Source organism: Corynebacterium sp. HMSC065D07 (genome assembly GCF_001810695.1).
Lineage (GTDB): Bacteria > Actinomycetota > Actinomycetes > Mycobacteriales > Mycobacteriaceae > Corynebacterium > Corynebacterium hesseae.
In genome coordinates, this window is the sequence record NZ_KV802432.1 from 13796 (window position 1) to 30683 (window position 16888).

Below are 16888 nucleotides of genomic sequence, written 5' to 3' on the forward strand. Positions count from 1 at the left end.
GGAAGGTCTCCCACTTCTGCGGGCCCTTGAGGTACTTGCCGTTGGGCTCTTCCAGCCAGTCGGTGTAGTAGGAGAAGGCGCCTGCCTGCGGAACCACAACGTTGACGTCTTTGTCCGCGTAGAAATCCACGACATCGGACATGTACAGCCAGTCGGAATCTTGCTCGGCGGAACCAGCGCCGTTGAGCAGGTAGACCGTCGGGCGGTCCGGGTTCTTGGCCGGGATGACAGCCAGCGGAATGGCGCGGCCGTTCATCGCCGGCGACGTAGCTTCCAGCTTGAGAACGCGGGCATCATCCTTGTAGTGGTCATACCACTTCTGGCTCTCCACCTCCGGGGTGACCTGCAGGTCCGAGATGGTGGATAGGGCAGTGTCACCCGCAACCTGCTGCGGGGTGATGGTGGCAGCACCTGCAACGGGGCTGACCAGCGCGGCTGCGCTGAGCGCGCCGGCGGCGAGGAGAGAGCTAAGACGCTTCATTACGTTCCTTATTCAACAATTGGTACGGCGATTGAGCTTACTGCTCGGTCACCGCAGGATCTTCTGGCAGGGAATCAGCGAGGCCTTCGGTGTCTGCTTCCGCCTCCGCCTTTTTCGCATCCTGACTATCGGCATCGGCGGCCTTTTCGTTAGCGTCCGAATCCGCATCTGCTGAATACGCAGTCGCTACAGGCTCAGCTGGATCGACGGGAAGGCCAAAGGCGCGTGCGTAGGTAGGCCAGGAGGAGTTGACGTCATCCAACCAGCCCGGCCAGGAGTGGGTACCGGTGTTGCGCAGGTTAAAGACCGCGTCGACGCCCTCGCGCTCCATCTTTGCCTTCAGGTCATGTGTGCAGGCGTTCATGGCTGCTTCGATGACGCCGCCCTCAACCACGAGGGTGGAGGAGGACTTGAAGGCCTGGGACGAGCCCAAGGCATCAATCTTGGACGAGCCCAAGTCAGTTGCCCCAGCCAAACCGGAGTTGGCGGAAACGTAGACCTTGGAGTTGCCCATGTTGTTCTTCGTGGCGTTGATGAGGCCATCGTTGTAGCGGTTGTAGTCACCGCCCATCGGTCCCCACATCTGCTCGGTGCTTCCGCCACCGCGGTTCACCGTGAGTTGCGAGTAGAAGTTCGGCAGCGGCGTCGAAGTAGCAGCGCAACCGGAGTAGGAGCCGATGGCATCGTAGAAGTTCGGGTTGTGCTGGGCCAGCACCAGCGAGGAGGTAGCGGACATGGACATGCCGGCAATGCCGCGCTTGCCGTTGCCGTTAATGTGCTTCTCCAGCGGGCCAGGAAGCTCCTTGGTTAGGAAGGTCTCCCACTTCTGCGGGCCCTTGAGGTAGCTGCGGTCCGGTGTAGTCAGCCAGTCGGTGTAGTAGGAGAAAGCGCCCGCCTGCGGGATGACAACGTTGACGTTGCGGTTGGCGTAGTAGTGAACGAGGTCTTGAGTCTTCTCCGTCTTCGGATCAAGGTCCTTGGCCACGGTGGAGACAATCCAGTCCATGCCCTGCTCGGCGCCGCCGGCACCGTTGAGCAAGTAGAGGGTCGGGCGGGAAGCATCAAAGGTACCGTCCGGGGTGATCACTGCGAGGGGGACGTCGCGGTTATCCATTGCAGGAGCGGTGGCCTTGATGGTCTTGACCTTGTGGCGGTAATCCCAGTACTTGAAGACGTAGCCCATCCATTTTTTGTTGTCCGGGATTTTCTTGATGTCGACGTTCTTAAAGGTGACCTGCTTGTCGAAGGAAGCCTCATACTGTTCGCGGGACGGCGATGGGTTGCCGGCCTCATCCTTGGGCAGGTACTCCTCGAGTTCGGTGTAAAGGTCGAGCTCGGAAATATCGGACGGTGTAGCCTCACCGCTGATTTGTTCCGGTTTAACGTCGGATGCGCTGGCGATAGGGGAAACGACGGCGCCGAGGGCTAAGGCGGAGGCCGCCGCAAGCGTCGTGAGAGAGCGCGCAATCTTCATGGAATCTCGCTTTCTAAGTGATGAGCGGAAGTGTAGGGGCAAGTTTAAAAGATGCTCCGGACAAACCACCCTTGACATGGGCAAAAGCGCTGATAGATGGGTAATCCAGCACCCCCGAAGATAAGGGCAGTCAGACTAAACATACCAAGTTATAAAAGTGAATGGTGGTATTGAAGTGAAAACCGTGTCATAATCTTTCCGTGCCTATTCGTGGGCTATGTAACGCAACGGCCGTCTCCTTCGTTAGTGGGGCTAGGTACCGTGACCGCTTTTGGCGGCGACCGTCCTGCATCGCCGTGGCCTCGCTGGAGGGCGCCGCATGAAGCCGTACGCGCCGCTAGAACAACAACAGAAAGAAGAAGAATGAACTTTTTTGACACCATCCTCGTTTCCATCAACCAGGTGCTGGGCCAGATCGCTCACTCTGGCTCCTCCACCTCCTCGAAGGCTGCCTTGGACTGGGGCCTGTTCTAAATAGTTTGTTGAGGGCTGTGCCCTCGTTTTCTTTCCCTTAATCCCCTTCTTGGGGGTTAAGGGTTGATTTTTGCCCGAAGGTGTTTAAAGCATCCTGACTGCTATGGGCTGTCCGGCGGGTGCAGGGCGGGGGTGGTGGGACAGCGAGCATAAAGTTACGTATCCTGTAGAACGTGACTAATGAACATTTTGACGTTGTAGTACTCGGCGCGGGCCCCGGCGGCTACGTGTCCGCCATCCGCGCTGCCCAGCTGGGCAAGAAGGTTGCCGTTATTGAGAAGCAGTACTGGGGCGGTGTCTGCCTCAACGTGGGCTGCATCCCCTCCAAGGCTCTTCTTAAGAATGCTGAGGTTGCACATACCTTCAACCATGAGGCTAAGGCCTTCGGTATTTCCGGCGATGTTTCCTTCGACTTCGGAGTTGCACACAAGCGCTCCCGCAAGGTGTCGGAGGGCATTGTCAAGGGTGTGCACTACCTGATGAAGAAGAACAAGATTACGGAGATCAATGGCTTGGGCTCCTTCAAGGACGCCAAGACCATCGAGATTACTGAGGGTGATGACAAGGGTAAGACCATTACCTTTGATAACTGCATTATCGCCACCGGCTCCGTCGTTCGTTCCCTTCCGGGCGTGGAAATCGGCGGCAACATCGTGTCCTTCGAGGAGCAGATCCTCAACGATGAGGCTCCGGATTCCATGGTGATCGTTGGCGCAGGCGCCATCGGCATGGAGTTTGCTTACGTTCTGGCCAACTACGGCGTGGACGTGACCATCGTGGAGTTCATGGACCGCGTCCTGCTGAACGAGGATAAGGATGTCTCCAAGGCCATCGCCAAGGAATACAAGAAGCTCGGCGTGAAGCTCCTGACCGGCTACAAGACCACCGCCATCAAGGACAATGGCGACAATGTCACCGTTGAGGTTGAGTCCAAGGACGGCTCCAAGACCGATACGCTGACTGTGGACCGCTGCATGGTCTCCATTGGCTTCGCCCCGCGTACCGAGGGCTTCGGCCTGGAGAACACCGGCGTTGAGCTCACCGAGCGCGGCGCCATCGCCATCGATGACTACATGCGCACCAACGTTGAGGGCATCTACGCCATTGGCGACGTCACCGCGAAGCTGCAGCTCGCACACGTGGCTGAGGCACAGGGTGTCGTGGCCGCTGAGGTCATCGCCGGCGCTGAGACCCAGCTGCTGGGTGACTACATGAATATGCCACGCGCCACCTTCTGCAACCCGCAGGTTGCCTCCTTCGGCTACACCGAGGAGCAGGCTCGTGAGAAGTTCGCTGACCGCGACATTAAGGTCGCTACCTTCCCATTCTCCGCTAACGGCAAGGCGGCCGGCCTGAATGAGACCGCGGGCTTCGTCAAGCTTATTGCTGACGGCGAATTCGGTGAGCTCATCGGCGGCCACATGGTGGGCTCCAACGTTTCCGAGCTGCTGCCGGAGCTGACCCTGGCGCAGCGCTTCGACCTCACCGCTGAGGAAATCGGACGCAACATTCATACTCACCCGACGCTGTCTGAGGCTATGAAGGAAGCTGCCGAGGGTATCGGCGGCCACATGATTAACCTCTAAGGCCAAGGCGAGAAGCCAAAACAAGAACGCTCCCCCTCAATCCCGGCAAAGGGATTGAGGGGGAGCGTTGGTTTAGTGCCGTGGCGCTACTTCCTTTAGCTGAAGAGCTTGGAGGACAGAACGAACGGTGCGTTGACGATGGATACAAGAAGGCCCTGAATCTGGCCCAGGAAGTTTCCAGCGAAGCTGCTCATAATGGTAATCCTTTCGATAGGGGATATCGTTCACGTCCCACCATAAGCAAGCAAACCCTGGAAAATCCATGAATTTTTCTAGCCAAAACCATTACAATGCTTTTTATTGGCAATATATAAAGGGTGGTATAGGGGTAAACGTAGGGGCCAGAGCGGAAAACTGCCTGGTTATTGCTCCCGATTAATACGGTGCGACGGCGGAACGGTGGGCGTCGACCACCAGCTCTTCATTAATGGCCGGGAAGGCGCGTTGAGCGCAATTCTGGCGAGGGCAAGTGCGGCAGCCGGCGCCGATGGGGGTTGCGGCAGACAGGGCGTCGAGGTTGAGGCCTTGGGCATAGACTGTGCGGCTGGCGTGGCGCGCCTCGCAGCCTAGGCCGATGGAGAAGAGTTTATTGGTATCGCCGAAACGGCCCTGGGGGTAGCTCACCGTCCGTGAAATCCAGAGGTAGTTGCGGCCATCCGGCATCTGCGCCAGCTGACGCGAGATGGTGTTGGGGCGGGCGAAGGACTCATACACGTTCCATAGCGGGCACGTTCCGCCGGAATTGGAAAAGTGTACGCCCGTGGCCGATTGGCGCTTGGACATATTGCCGGCGCGATCAACCCTCACGAAAGTAAAGGGGATTCCGCGCTTGTTGGGGCGCTGCAGCGTGGAGAGGCGCGAGGCAATTGTCTCGTAGCCCACGCCAAAGACGTTGCAGAGGTACTCCACGTCATACCCGGATTGCTCGGCCTCACTGTGGATGAGGCTGTAGGGGAGCAGTGTGGCGGCGGCGTAGTAGTTAGCAATTCCACGCTTGGCCAGGTTGATGGAGGCGTCCGAGGTGAAGGGTTCTTCGTCCACGAGGGCGTCGATTAGCGCGCCCGCCTCGAGGAAACCCAACTCTGCCGCCATACGGAAGGCGCGCTGGCCCACGCTCAGGCGGCTGGCAAGGCGAAGGGTGCCACTCTCCTTGTCGAAGCGATGCAGGGTGCCATCCATGCGATCGGTGGTGAGAATCTCCACGCCGTGTTTGGAAGTGAGCCGCTCATTAAGTGCCTGTTCAATGTCGCGAATGTGGAAAGGGATAACGTTGATCTCCGCGGCAGTTTCCTCTGCGTGGATATCCAACTCGTCGAGATAGTTCTGCCGGGCATAAAAGAAGTCCCGCACCTCGTCGTGAGGCATGGACAGCGCCTGGTTCCCGTCCGAGCGTCGGGTATCGGTGGCGAGCGAGAGCTTGTCACGAATATTGCGGTAGCGGCGGTGGATATCCACGAGCGTGCGGGCGACGGTGGGGTGGTTGTAGACCAATTCGGACAATTCCTGAAGCTCCACGGGGGAGGGGCAGATTTCCTGGTCTTGGACGACATCCTGGATTTCCGCAAGCAGACGTGAATCATCATCGCGGGAGAAGAACGTGGCATCCACACCAAAGGCTTCAGTAATTTTCAGCAAGACCGGGACGGTAAGGGGGCGCACGTCATGCTCAATCTGATTGACGTAGCTAGCTGAAAGCCCCAGCGTAGCGGCGAGAGTAGCTTGGCTGAGATCACGTTCGCGGCGCAGCTGGCGCAGGCGCGAACCCACGTATGTCTTGCTCATGTGAGCTAGGTTACCTAGTGCCTTTCGGTCATAACAATTGTTTTGCAAGGAATGTGTGAAGTATTTTAACTCCGCTGCGAAGTGGGGGTGCTGGCGGGGTGCCGAGCGGGCGATAGGGGTGTATACCAAGCGAAAGTTTGACACCTAAAGGGGTAGGGTCGTCACTCAGGCCACACCCTGTGACAAAAGTCTCATCCGTGAAATGTTTTCGCAAGCTCAATATTGCGTAAAAGGAAGTGATCAAGGTAGAGCGGTCAAAGAGGTGTGGCGCCTAAGGTGATCCTTGCCTTAACTCGTTTAAATACGGGGACCATAGGAGGGGGAGGGGGTATGCAAAGCAAAGATATAACTAGTGGTCAGCGCAAAGGTCTGCGTAAGGTAAGGGCGACAATGGAGGTGTCATGTCTGTAAAAAATCCTGACCGTGAAGCCCTCGCTCACGGCCGTATTACTAATGAAACGATTCGTCCTAAGCCAGGAATTCCGTCCTGGGCTTTGAAACTGACGATGGCAATTACCGGTCTGTTCTTCGCGCTCTTCGTTGTGGGACACATGGCCGGCAACCTGAAGCTTTACTTGCCGGCTCACGACGGCCAGGAAGCTCTCGATGCCTACGGCGCTTACCTGCGTAATCTTGGTGAGCCACTGATCCCGAGCGGTCACGCACTGTGGATCATTCGCATCGTCCTGCTGGCCTGCGTAATCGCTCACATTTACGGCGCTTTTGCTTTGACTGCTCGCTCGAAGGCATCCCGCGGCAAGTTCAAGCGCACGAACCTGATGGGCGGCATGGATTCCTTTGCCACCAAGAGCATGCTGGTTACTGGCGTCGTGCTTCTCCTGTTCATCATCTTCCACCTTCTGGACCTGACGATTGGTGTCCAGCCGGTTGCAGCAGAAGCTTTTGCTCACGGTGCCGTTAAGGCCAACATGATCGCAACCTTCTCGCGCTGGCCGGTGACCATCGTCTACATCGTCGCCATGCTCTGCCTCTTCCTGCACCTGACCCACGGTATCCGCCTTGCGGCTTCTGACCTGGGCATCACCGGTGCAAAGTGGCGCGAGGTTTTTGTTGTCCTGGCGTACATCGTCCCGGCCGTCGTGTGCCTGGCAAACATTGTTATGCCGTTGTCCGTCGCCCTGGGCTGGGTCAGCTAAAGGAGTTTTGAACCCATGACTAACGCGAACACTGAACTCAAGCGCGAGCACCCTGACTTCTCGCACCCGCAGTCCATCGTCCCGGGCGTTAAGCCGGGCCGCATCCTGGAGTCCCACGAGCCGCACGGCGTCCCGATGAAGGACATGTGGAGCTACCAGAAGGACCACATGGAGCTCGTCTCCCCGCTGAACCGCCGCAAGTTCGAGATCATCGTTGTCGGTACCGGCCTGTCCGCTGGTTCCGCCGCCGCTGCTCTCGGCGAGTTGGGCTACAAGGTCAAGGTCTTCACCTACCACGATTCACCGCGCCGTGCGCACTCCATTGCTGCGCAGGGTGGTGTGAACTCCTCCCGCCACAAGAAGGTGGATAACGACTCCGCTTACCGCCACACCAAGGACACCGTTAAGGGTGGTGACTACCGCTGCCGCGAGTCCGACTGCTGGCGCTTGGCCTATGAGTCCATCCGCGTCATCGACCACATGAACGCCATCGGCGCTCCGTTTGCTCGCGAGTACGGCGGCACCCTGGCTACCCGTTCCTTCGGTGGTGTGCAGGTCTCCCGTACCTACTACACCCGTGGCCAAACAGGCCAGCAGCTGCAGCTGTCCACCACGTCTGCGCTCTACCGCCAGATTGGCCTAGGCAACGTGGAGCTCTTCGCTCACCACGACCTGCAGGACATCATCACTTACACCGACGGTGGTAAGAAGCGCGCCGGCGGCATCGTGACCCGCAACCTCATCACCGGCGAGCTCAAGGCCTTCACCGGCCACGCAGTCATCCTCGGTACCGGCGGTTACGGCAACGTCTACCACATGTCCACGCTGGCCAAGAACTCGAACGCCGGCGCCATGATGCGTGCGTACGAGAACGGTGCTTACCTGGCTTCCCCGGCATTCATCCAGTTCCACCCGACTGGCCTGCCGGTCAACTCCGAGTGGCAGTCCAAGACCATCCTCATGTCCGAGTCGCTGCGTAACGATGGCCGCATCTGGTCTCCGATCAAGGAGAAGGATGACCGTCCTGCCAATGAGATTCCGGAAGAGGAGCGCGACTACTTCCTGGAGCGCCGCTACCCGGCCTTCGGTAACCTCGTCCCGCGTGACGTGGCTTCCCGCGCCATCTCCCAGCAGATCAACAAGGGTCTGGGCGTTGGTCCGCTGCACAACTCCGTGTACCTGGACTTCCGCGACGCCATCGAGCGCCTGGGCAAGGACAAGATCCGCGAGCGCTACTCCAACCTCATCGAAATGTACGAAGAGGCCATCGGTGAGTCCGCTTATGAGACCCCGATGCGTATCGCTCCGACCTGCCACTTCACCATGGGCGGCCTGTGGACGGACTTCAACGAGATGACCACCATCGACGGCCTCTTCGCCGCCGGTGAGTGCTCCTGGACCTACCACGGTGCGAACCGTCTGGGTGCTAACTCCCTGTTGTCCGCTTCCGTCGACGGCTGGTTCACCCTGCCGTTCACCATCCCGAACTACCTGGCCCACCACCTGGGTGAGGCCAAGCTGGCTGAGGACTCGGCAGAGGCCAACGAGACTGTTGCTCGCGCACAGGCTCGCATCGACCGCCTCATGTCCATCCAGGGGCAGGATCCGCACGGCCCGGCGTACTACCACCGCCAGTTGGGTGACATCCTCTACTGGGGTTGTGGCGTGTCCCGTAACGTCGAGGACCTCAAGGTTGCCATCGAGAAGGTTCGCGCACTGCGCAAGGAATTCTGGGCTAACGTCCGCATTACTGGCGACGCCAATGACATGAACCAGGTTCTCGAGTACGGTCTGCGTGTTGCTGACTACATCGACCTGGGCGAGCTCATGTGCATTGACGCTCTCGACCGCGACGAGTCCTGTGGCGCTCACTTCCGTGATGACCACCTCTCCGAGGACGGCGAGGCCGAGCGTGATGACGAGAACTGGTGCTTCGTTTCCGCATGGGAGCCGGGCGCTGCTGAGGGCGAGTTCATCCGCCACGCCGAGCCGCTGTACTTTGATTCGATCCCGCTGATGACAAGGAACTACAAGTAATGAAACTGACACTTGAGATCTGGCGTCAAGCCGGACCGACGCAAGAAGGCAAGTTCGAAACCGTGCAGGTTGACGACGCCGCCGAGCAGATGTCCATCTTGGAGTTGCTCGACCACGTCAACGACGGCCTCATCGAGGCCGGCAAGGAGCCGTTCGCATTCGCTTCCGACTGCCGTGAGGGCATCTGTGGTACCTGTGGCCTTCTGGTCAACGGCCGCCCGCACGGCCCGGGCCAGAACACCCCGGCCTGCCAGCAGCGCCTGTTCCAGTTCAAGGACGGCGACACCATCAAGCTGGAGCCTTTCCGCTCCGCTGCCTACCCGGTGATCAAGGACATGATCGTGGACCGCTCCAAGCTGGACCACGTCATGGAGCAGGGCGGCTACGTATCCATGGATGCGGGTACCGCTCCGGATGCTGACACCCTGCACATCAACCACGAGACCTCCGAGTACGCCCTGGATCACGCTGCCTGCATCGGCTGCGGTGCCTGCGTGGCATCCTGCCCGAACGGTGCTGCCCACCTGTTCACCGGCGCAAAGCTGGTTCACCTCTCCCTCATGCCGCTGGGCAAGGAAGAGCGTGGCCGCCGCGCACGCAACATGGTGGACGATCTGGAGCAGAACTTCGGCCACTGCTCGCTCTACGGCGAGTGTGCTGATGTGTGCCCGGCTGGTGTGCCGCTGACCGCGGTTTCCGCGGTTACCCGCGAACGTGCACGTGCTGCTTTCCGCGGCAAGGACGACTAAGCTATAGTCATTCACAGGATTAACAGGAACGAGAGAAAGTTTCAGCCATGAGCGACCTCAACCCGGCAGTAGCTGATCACCACAGCGAGACCTACCCGGAGTTCTCCGGCAAGATCCAGGACTCCTACATCGAGGGCTACGAGCCCGTATCCTACGGTGCACCGCACTCTTCGTTGCTGCGCACCTCCACCTGGGTGGGCATGGGCCTGATTCTCTCGCTCCTGCCGGCAGCCGGCATCCTCATTTGGGGCCTCGGTACGTGGCTCTACCCGGAGGGCACCGCTGGTGCTGACTACCAAATCAACATCATCGTCGGCGCTATCGCGCTCGTCGTTGTTGCCATCCTGGCAGTCAGCTCCGTCCACTTCGGCCGCCGCTACTACCGCCAGTACCGCAAGGAAACCGGCCGCATCAACTAGGCACCTCCTAGGACGTTGAACGCCTAAGTTTCTGTACTGACACCACCACAACCCCCACCTCCAAACACACATGGGAGACCATGTGAGGAGGTTGGGGTTGTTGGCGTTTGGGATGGATGCGCAGGGTGAGGGGGAGCGGGCGCTTGACGACGCCCCTACGGCGCCATACGCGTGAATGGCGCCGCAGGGAGCGACGCGAACACTAACCTGACTTGGCTCAAATTAGTGCCGAAGGGTTGGGGCGGTGATGGTGTTGACGAGGGTTTGGATTTCCGGGGGTAGTGGTACGGCGGCGTGGATGGTTTCGCCACCAATGTTGAGATGTGCGGTGACCGAGTCTTGTTTCCTGGCGTAGTTTGGGCGTGCTTTCAGGTCTGATTTCCACATCCGAAACGATTTCTCAATGTTGAATAACCTGCGGTAATATCCAATTACCTCGTTAGCAGGCAAGTTAACAAGGTCGGTTTCATAGCCTTTGATCCCGGCTAGGGCTCGGTGTTTGTTCACCGTAGGTCTTGAACTGCTTCACCTGCTCCACGCGCACCCCTGTTTGATACAAAAACGAAGACCGGCCCTGGACTCCCACCGAGGCGGGCAGCGGAACCGGTCATGTTGATTGCAAAGCTACCTGGTTGATGACGCCGAAGCAAGAGCACGGGGCACGGGGCCATCGGTACGTTCACACACCAGTGTGCCTTCTGACCCGTCCGGATTTGTCGGTGCTCGGGGGCGTATGGGGCGAGAGCCTTCCTCGCACCGTGTCCGGTTTCGGTGCCTGCCGTGCCTGACAGGTGAGAGCTTGGCGCATTTCGTGCCCGCGATTGTCTACCCGGCTCTTGGAAAAGACGTCGATCATGGCTACCGCGCTACATGCGTTCACCAACCACGAGTTCGGTACGATCCGAACCATCACCTCGGGCGGGCAGGTCCTGTTCTACGGCAAGGACGTGGCAACCGCTCTCGGCTACGCCAACACGAAAGATGCCCTGGTGCGTCACTGCAAGGGGGTCGTGAATCACTACCCCTTTGAAAAGCCTGGTGGCATCCAGCAGGTCAGGTTCATCAGCGAAGGTGTCCTATTGCGACGTGGTGCTGGCGTCGCCGTCGCTTATCACTACCACCGAGATCGCCAAGGACTACGGCCTGTCGGCGAAGAAGCTCAACCAGATTCTGCGCGGAGAGCAGGTGCAGTTTCACCAGTCCGGGCGTTGGTTCCTCTACGCCAAGTTTGCTGAGAAGGGTTACACCCAGTCCAAGACGTACGAGTACGACGAGGGCAAGACCTGCACCCGCATGTACTGGACGCAGAAAGGCCGCCTGTTCATCTATGATCTGTTGAAGAACATCCGTGGCCTGCTGCCGGTGGTCGAGCGTGAAGGCGAGGACGCCAGATGACCACCACTGCGCTTCTTGATATCGGAATACCGAAGAAGAACGTCGAAGGATACCCCGACCCGACCTGCTACCGGGCGCTGAAAGCGATTCAGCGCGCCGAGATCGACTGGGCTCACCAGATGGACATCCCGAACCACCACCAGATCACCGACCAAGCCGGGCTGGAGCAGGTGGCCAGGTTGGATCACGTCGCCGCCGCCTACACCAACGACCGGCGCTCGTCTGCGAGCTTCATTTCCTCGGACTGTGTCGTGATGGACATCGACATCGACAACGACCACACCGAGGAATCATCCAACTGGGTGACACCGGAGAAGCTCGCCGAGTTGATGGCGGGTGTGGTGTTCATGACCGCCACTTCCCGTAATCACCAGAAGGCGAAAGGCGTGCTGGCGGTTAGGTTCGGTTTCTTTGATCAGCAGGCGTTGGATGCCGGACGGTTCATCTACGGAACCACAAACGGGCCCTCGGCAGGCAGGCGTTCATAAAGCTAGGAGTCGATCTTAGTGTTGGTGGCTATCGAATGTGTCCGGTACGCCCACTAATGTTGATTGATGGATTCACTATTCCCCATCATTACGCAGACCCAAGGAGAACCAACCCATGACGCACCGCGCAGACGCAGGGCTTGAGCCGGCTCGGGAAACGTCGGCGTCGCAGACGTCGTTTGTGCCGCAGCCAGGAAACCAGGAGGCGCGCCGGGCGGACCTGCGCCGCTGGAAGGCGATTGCGCTGTCCTTCCTGATTGGTGCGGCGGTGATCTTTTTGGGGTGCTCGTGGTGGCAGGCGTCGGCAAGCGGGGCTCCCGTCTGGGTGGGCTACGTGCGCGCGGCGGCGGAGGCAGGAATGGTCGGTGGATTGGCGGACTGGTTCGCCGTGACCGCGCTGTTCCGCCGGCCGATGGGGCTGCCCATCCCGCACACCGCGCTCATCCCCAACAACAAGGACCGCGTGGGTGATGCGCTCAAGGATTTCGTGGAGGAGAACTTCCTCACCGCGGATGCGCTCAGCGCCAAGGTGCGGGAGGCGGAGCTACCGCTGTGGCTGGCGCGCCAGGGCGTGGAGCCTGGGCGGGCGGAGGAGGTCTCCGCGTGGATTGGTGAGCGCGCCGCCAGCGTGGTCGCGGACCTAGACCCGGCGGAGGCAGAGCAATTCATCCGCACCCAGGTCATGGACCGTCTGGCAGAACCCGAGTGGGGCCCGCCGCTGGGCCGTCTGTTGGAGGGCTATATCGCGGAAGGCAAGGCGCGGCCGTTGGAAGATGACCTCATTGACTGGGCGCACGGAAAGATCCTCGGCATGGAATCCACGGTGGTCACCGCCATCGATGAGCGCATGCCCGGCTGGGCGCCGCGCTTTGCCCGCGAGATGGTGGGGGAGAAGGTCTACGCCGAGCTCGTGGAGTTCGCCGATGAGGTCCGCCGCAACGGCAACCACGAGGCCCGCCTGGCCATTCGCCGCAACCTGTCCAAGTTGTCCTCGGACCTGCAGTGGGATGAAGATATGCGCGGGCGCATCGAGGGAATCAAGCAGGAAATGCTGACTTCCGATCAGGCGCAGAAGGCCCCGGCGGCAATGTGGGCGACGGTCTCCTCCACGCTCATTGAACAGCTCACCGACCCGGAGTCCTTCCTGCGCCAGAAGATGACCGCCAAGGTGAAAGAATTGGCGCACCGCCTGCTGGAAGATTCGGAGTTCCTGGCCCAGGCCAATGCGTTCGTGGACAAGGCCGCGCGCTACGCGGTGGAGAAGTTCGCACCGGAGATCATCGCGATTATCCCGGAGACCATTAAGCGCTGGGATGCCCAGGAGGCCTCCGAGAATATCGAGCTCATGGTGGGCAAGGACCTGCAGTTCATTCGCCTCAACGGCACGGTCGTGGGTGCACTGGCTGGGTTGGTTATCTACACTGTTAATCATCTGCTTTTTGGCGTCTAACAAGGAGTGACGACCATGTCCGTATTTGACTCAATCAAGAATGCCGGTTCCTCTGCTTTTGATGTGGCCAAGGATTTTGGTGGCCGTTTCAAGGAAGAGCGCCAGAACCAGGCCCAGAACGCGCAGGCGGAACGCATTGCCCGCGCCGCTGATGCGGCGGGCATGGGTGATGGCACCGCGAAGGAAGAGTCCTTCTTTGACCGCGTGACCTCCACGGCCAAGAACATCGGGGAGTCTGTGTCCTCCGCTGCACGCGAGACCCGCAATTCGGAGTCCTTCGTGAAGGCTCGTGAGGATTTCAACACCGCCTTCAATGAGACCCGTGAGGGAGTTCAGGGCGCTATCAACAACGCCAAGGAGCAGCGCGCGGCGGGTCAGCAGCCGCAGGAGCCGCAGAGCCCGCGCAACCCCTATGCAGCAAAGCCGAACGACGATGTCATCGACGGCGAAGTCGTTGACGAGAACTAATTAATGCACACTTTTCTAGATATTATTTCGTCGATACCGCAGTACATTTTTATGGCGGTATCCCTTTTTGCCCTCATCGGTGCCGTCCTAGCGGCGATGACGCGGGAGGATGCCTTCCGCGCCGGTGACCGCCAGAACAAATGGGTATGGGTCGGGTTGCTCGTCGGTTCCGCCCTGGTGATGAACCTGCCGCTGCCTTTCGTTAGCTGGATTGGCGCCATCATCACCGGCGTGTACTGGTTTGATGTGCGCCCGCAGCTCAAGGCCATCATCAACGGCGATTATTCCTACTAATGCTGAATCTGCTTGAGGCCTCCCTGGAGGAGGTGCGGACCCAATCCGCGGGGCAGCAGCGAGTGCTTGTCTCCCCGCACCATGTGCTTGCCGCCGAGGGCGCCGAGCACGTCATTGCCGTCGCCGGCTATCCCACTGGGCGCCACCACTCTTTGGTGAAGGCGGCGGAGGCGCGGCTGGCCGTGCAATCAGGCGCCGCAGAGGTGTGGGTTGCGGTGGATGCACTGCTTGGCGACGCCACCTCGCTCCTCTCCGAGCTCGTCACCCTCCGCGAGGCCTGCCCGCTGCCCGTGCGTTTAGGGCTCATTCTTCCCGAAGACTCGCGATTGCCGCTTAAAGAAATAGCCCGCCTGGCGGAGCAGGCGGGCTATCAATCCCTTGTTGATCCGGGGTCCGTCGTTTCAGACGACGAAGACCTAGACACGCAGCTCACCGTAGAGTGCCTGCGCTCTAATTCTTAAGCCTTAGTTGGCCGGTGCCGATTCCGGTGCTGGTGCCGTGGCGGAATCGAGCTCGCTCATCGGGACGTCGTGGCCAATGAGGGTCAGCGTGAGCTCGCCAGCGCCGACGTCCACGGACTCAAAGGTGAGCTTTTGTCCCGCGAGCTGTTCCTCCATGCCTTCGGCCAAGGCATTCGAAATCGCGGAGGTTGCCTGCTCCGGCAGGTCGAAGCCGAAGAGCGATGCTTCCTTCGCATCGATGGCGAGCTTGCCGTCGCGAGCTTCCGGCTTGAGCGAGAGCGTGGCCAGGCCACCGGCGAATTCCACCTCGAGGTCATCCTCGGCATCGTTGGCGGCAATCGCGGTGACCACGAGGTTGCCCAAGGCATCATAGCCGGACTGCTCAGCAATGGCCTTCTGGAAGCTGGCAAGCAGGAACTGATCCGGGACCGTCGTCGAGGCCCGCAGAGTGCCCGCGACTGGCTCCTGGGACAGCGTCATGTCTTCGACGTGGACATCCGCAGCCGGTTGGCCAGCGATGTTGGTGCCATCAATCTTCAGCGTGGACGGGGTCTTCATATCCATCTGCGGAATCTTGCCGTTGAGCATGCCAAAGATCATGGGGCTAGCACCGAAGCTCACCTCCGGTTCCTCAGATGTCTCCACGCCCTGTTCCTTGGCGGACTCGGTGAATTGGCTCTTCATCTGTGAACCTAAGAACCAGCGCAGGCCGAGCTCAGCTACCAGGATGATGAGCAGGAGTACCACGAGTACGCCAATGAAGATTTTCCAGGCCGTCGAGGCGGAAGATTTAGAAGAAGCCATGACTACTAGTGTGGCGCACCGGCTTAAAGATGGCCAACTACCAGGTTCCAATCCACTGTGAGCACGTTATCCCGCAGGCGGCGGTGTACCGGATGGATGGGAACTGTGTGCCGGAGTTCTTCGCGCGCCATGCGCCAGCGCACTCGCGGGCCATAAGGAGACCAGCCGGCGGCGCGGTCCCAGGCGGCGTCGGCTGCCTGCAAGAGCTCGTGGATCGGCTCACCCGGCACGTTGCGGTGGATGAGGATTTTGGGCAGGCGCTCCGCGATATCGCTGGGGCGCGCAACGTCGAAGGGATCCCAGGCGAGGGTTAGGGTGCGTGGGCCGGAGGCGTCGAGAAGCACCCAGGCCGCCCTGCGCCCCAGCTCGTCGCAGGTTCCCTCCACGAAGAACCCACCGGGGGCCAAGCGCGAGTTCACGGTGTTCCAGGCTTTCTCCACCTGGTCCACGTCATACTGGCGCAGCACGTTGAAGGCCCGCACCAGCTGCGGGTGGTAGCCGGCCAGCTCGAAGCCGCCGAGCTCAAAGGTCACGCCATCGCGCGGCGGCAGGACGCGCTCGGGGGAAATCTCCAGACCCGTCACCCGGGTATGAGGATTAACGCTGCGCAGCCAGCCGGCCCACTCCACCGTGGTGGTGTGGGAGGCGCCGTAGCCGACGTCGAGCGCCAGCGGCTTACTCGTGGAGCGCAGCAGCGAGGAGATTTCCGGGTGCGCCACCATCCAGCGATCGCAGCGGCGCAGGCGGTTGGGATTAGTGGTGCCGCGGGTAATAACGCCAAAAGGCCGACCAGCGCTTTCCTGAGCCTTCAGGTTATGCGCGTGATCGGCCATGGCAACAACTGCGTTGTAGAGAGCTGTTTAGAGGTTGTTGGAGATCCACTCTTCGGTGAGCTTGCCCTCGTTGGTGTAGAGCTCCTGCAGAGCCTCAGCGACCTTCGGTTCGATGGCAGCGCCCATCATCGGGATGTTGACGGAAACCTCAGAGACGTAATCCAGAGCGGTGGACTCGCCCTGGCCCTTGTAGGTGATGTCGCCCTTGAAGTCGACCGGGGTGCCCTTGACGTCAGCGGTGAAGGAGACGGACATCTGATCATCGACAACCTCGCCGATGGTCACGGTGCGCTTTTCCTTGAGGTCCTGGGAGACCATAGCGCGGACGGCCTCCGGGAGGAGGGAGGTCGGAAGAATCTCGTAGAGCACGGCGGTGTTGCCGGTGAACTCGTGCACGGTGCCCGGTTCCGGGGAGAGCTTGGCCACGATGAAGTCCCAGTACTCCTGGGTGGACAGTGCCTTGTGCACCTTATCGATGGGCTGGTTGATGATCACGGTGTTTTCGCTACGGGTTGACATGAGTTACAGACTACCTT

Annotated in this window: 16 protein-coding genes and 2 pseudogenes; 12 read left to right on the top strand and 6 right to left on the bottom strand. The window is 60.0% G+C overall.

All coding sequences use genetic code 11. The features are described 5' to 3' along the window. Positions 1 to 481: pseudogene (locus HMPREF2760_RS03235) on the bottom strand (esterase family protein); the annotation flags it as partial. Positions 482 to 518: 37 nt separating this feature from the next. Further along, positions 519 to 1955, bottom strand: a complete 1437-nt coding sequence (locus HMPREF2760_RS03240) for an alpha/beta hydrolase (protein ID WP_070563589.1) — start codon at positions 1953 to 1955, stop codon at positions 519 to 521. 647 nt (positions 1956 to 2602) lie between these two features. On the opposite strand from HMPREF2760_RS03240, the gene lpdA reads away from it, so the two are divergent. Further along, complete coding sequence (gene lpdA / locus HMPREF2760_RS03245) at positions 2603 to 4015, top strand: dihydrolipoyl dehydrogenase (RefSeq protein ID WP_070596613.1); 1413 nt, start codon at positions 2603 to 2605, stop codon at positions 4013 to 4015. A gap of 375 nt (positions 4016 to 4390) precedes the next feature. On the opposite strand, the gene ramB is transcribed toward lpdA, so the two are convergent. Beyond that, complete coding sequence (gene ramB / locus HMPREF2760_RS03250) at positions 4391 to 5797, bottom strand: acetate metabolism transcriptional regulator RamB (RefSeq protein WP_070596614.1); 1407 nt, start codon at positions 5795 to 5797, stop codon at positions 4391 to 4393. Positions 5798 to 6198: 401 nt separating this feature from the next. Here ramB and HMPREF2760_RS03255 point away from each other — a divergent pair, with 401 nt between their 5' ends. From HMPREF2760_RS03255 to HMPREF2760_RS03305, 11 genes and pseudogenes are all read left to right on the top strand, one after another. Continuing rightward, positions 6199 to 6954, top strand: a complete 756-nt coding sequence (locus HMPREF2760_RS03255) for a succinate dehydrogenase cytochrome b subunit (protein WP_070521222.1) — start codon at positions 6199 to 6201, stop codon at positions 6952 to 6954. Between the two features lie 15 nt (positions 6955 to 6969). Continuing rightward, entirely contained in the window at positions 6970 to 8991 is a 2022-nt protein-coding gene (locus HMPREF2760_RS03260) for a fumarate reductase/succinate dehydrogenase flavoprotein subunit (protein WP_070521219.1), read from the top strand. After that, positions 8991 to 9740 (top strand): succinate dehydrogenase/fumarate reductase iron-sulfur subunit, encoded by a 750-nt coding sequence (locus tag HMPREF2760_RS03265; protein WP_070534020.1) that lies wholly within the window; start codon positions 8991 to 8993, stop codon positions 9738 to 9740. Before HMPREF2760_RS03260 ends, HMPREF2760_RS03265 begins: the two co-directional genes overlap by 1 nt. 47 nt (positions 9741 to 9787) lie before the next feature. Further along, positions 9788 to 10159, top strand: a complete 372-nt coding sequence (locus tag HMPREF2760_RS03270) for a hypothetical protein (RefSeq protein ID WP_070596615.1) — start codon at positions 9788 to 9790, stop codon at positions 10157 to 10159. 854 nt (positions 10160 to 11013) lie between these two features. After that, positions 11014 to 11172: pseudogene (locus tag HMPREF2760_RS13045) on the top strand (BRO family protein); the annotation flags it as partial. A 73-nt stretch (positions 11173 to 11245) separates the two neighbouring features. Next, the gene (locus HMPREF2760_RS13050) at positions 11246 to 11554 is read left to right on the top strand and encodes a phage antirepressor KilAC domain-containing protein (RefSeq protein WP_246823612.1); all 309 of its coding nucleotides are present in this window, start codon (positions 11246 to 11248) and stop codon (positions 11552 to 11554) included. After that, positions 11551 to 12042: a hypothetical protein gene (locus HMPREF2760_RS03285; RefSeq protein WP_070596617.1), complete on the top strand. Its 492-nt coding sequence runs from the start codon at positions 11551 to 11553 to the stop codon at positions 12040 to 12042. Before HMPREF2760_RS13050 ends, HMPREF2760_RS03285 begins: the two co-directional genes overlap by 4 nt. Positions 12043 to 12157: 115 nt before the next feature. Continuing rightward, on the top strand, positions 12158 to 13492 hold the full coding sequence (locus tag HMPREF2760_RS03290) for a DUF445 domain-containing protein (protein ID WP_070596618.1): 1335 nt from the start codon (positions 12158 to 12160) through the stop codon (positions 13490 to 13492). A gap of 15 nt (positions 13493 to 13507) precedes the next feature. Further along, on the top strand, positions 13508 to 13960 hold the full coding sequence (locus HMPREF2760_RS03295) for a CGLAU_01105 family protein (RefSeq protein ID WP_070521169.1): 453 nt from the start codon (positions 13508 to 13510) through the stop codon (positions 13958 to 13960). A gap of 3 nt (positions 13961 to 13963) precedes the next feature. Beyond that, positions 13964 to 14254 (top strand): DUF2516 family protein, encoded by a 291-nt coding sequence (locus tag HMPREF2760_RS03300; protein ID WP_070596619.1) that lies wholly within the window; start codon positions 13964 to 13966, stop codon positions 14252 to 14254. After that, complete coding sequence (locus tag HMPREF2760_RS03305) at positions 14254 to 14715, top strand: deoxyribose-phosphate aldolase (protein WP_070563608.1); 462 nt, start codon at positions 14254 to 14256, stop codon at positions 14713 to 14715. The genes HMPREF2760_RS03300 and HMPREF2760_RS03305 overlap by 1 nt, the downstream gene beginning before the upstream one ends. 3 nt (positions 14716 to 14718) lie before the next feature. On the opposite strand, the gene HMPREF2760_RS03310 is transcribed toward HMPREF2760_RS03305, so the two are convergent. The 3 genes from HMPREF2760_RS03310 to HMPREF2760_RS03320 are packed head-to-tail and all read right to left on the bottom strand — an operon-like array spanning position 14719 to position 16871. Further along, positions 14719 to 15519 (bottom strand): LmeA family phospholipid-binding protein, encoded by an 801-nt coding sequence (locus HMPREF2760_RS03310; RefSeq protein WP_070563611.1) that lies wholly within the window; start codon positions 15517 to 15519, stop codon positions 14719 to 14721. Positions 15520 to 15542: 23 nt separating this feature from the next. Then, complete coding sequence (locus HMPREF2760_RS03315) at positions 15543 to 16352, bottom strand: class I SAM-dependent methyltransferase (protein ID WP_070563614.1); 810 nt, start codon at positions 16350 to 16352, stop codon at positions 15543 to 15545. A gap of 27 nt (positions 16353 to 16379) precedes the next feature. Continuing rightward, positions 16380 to 16871 carry a DUF2505 domain-containing protein gene (locus tag HMPREF2760_RS03320; protein ID WP_070521152.1) on the bottom strand — a complete coding sequence of 164 codons (492 nt, stop codon included), beginning with the start codon at positions 16869 to 16871 and terminating at the stop codon, positions 16380 to 16382. Positions 16872 to 16888 lie beyond the last annotated feature (17 nt).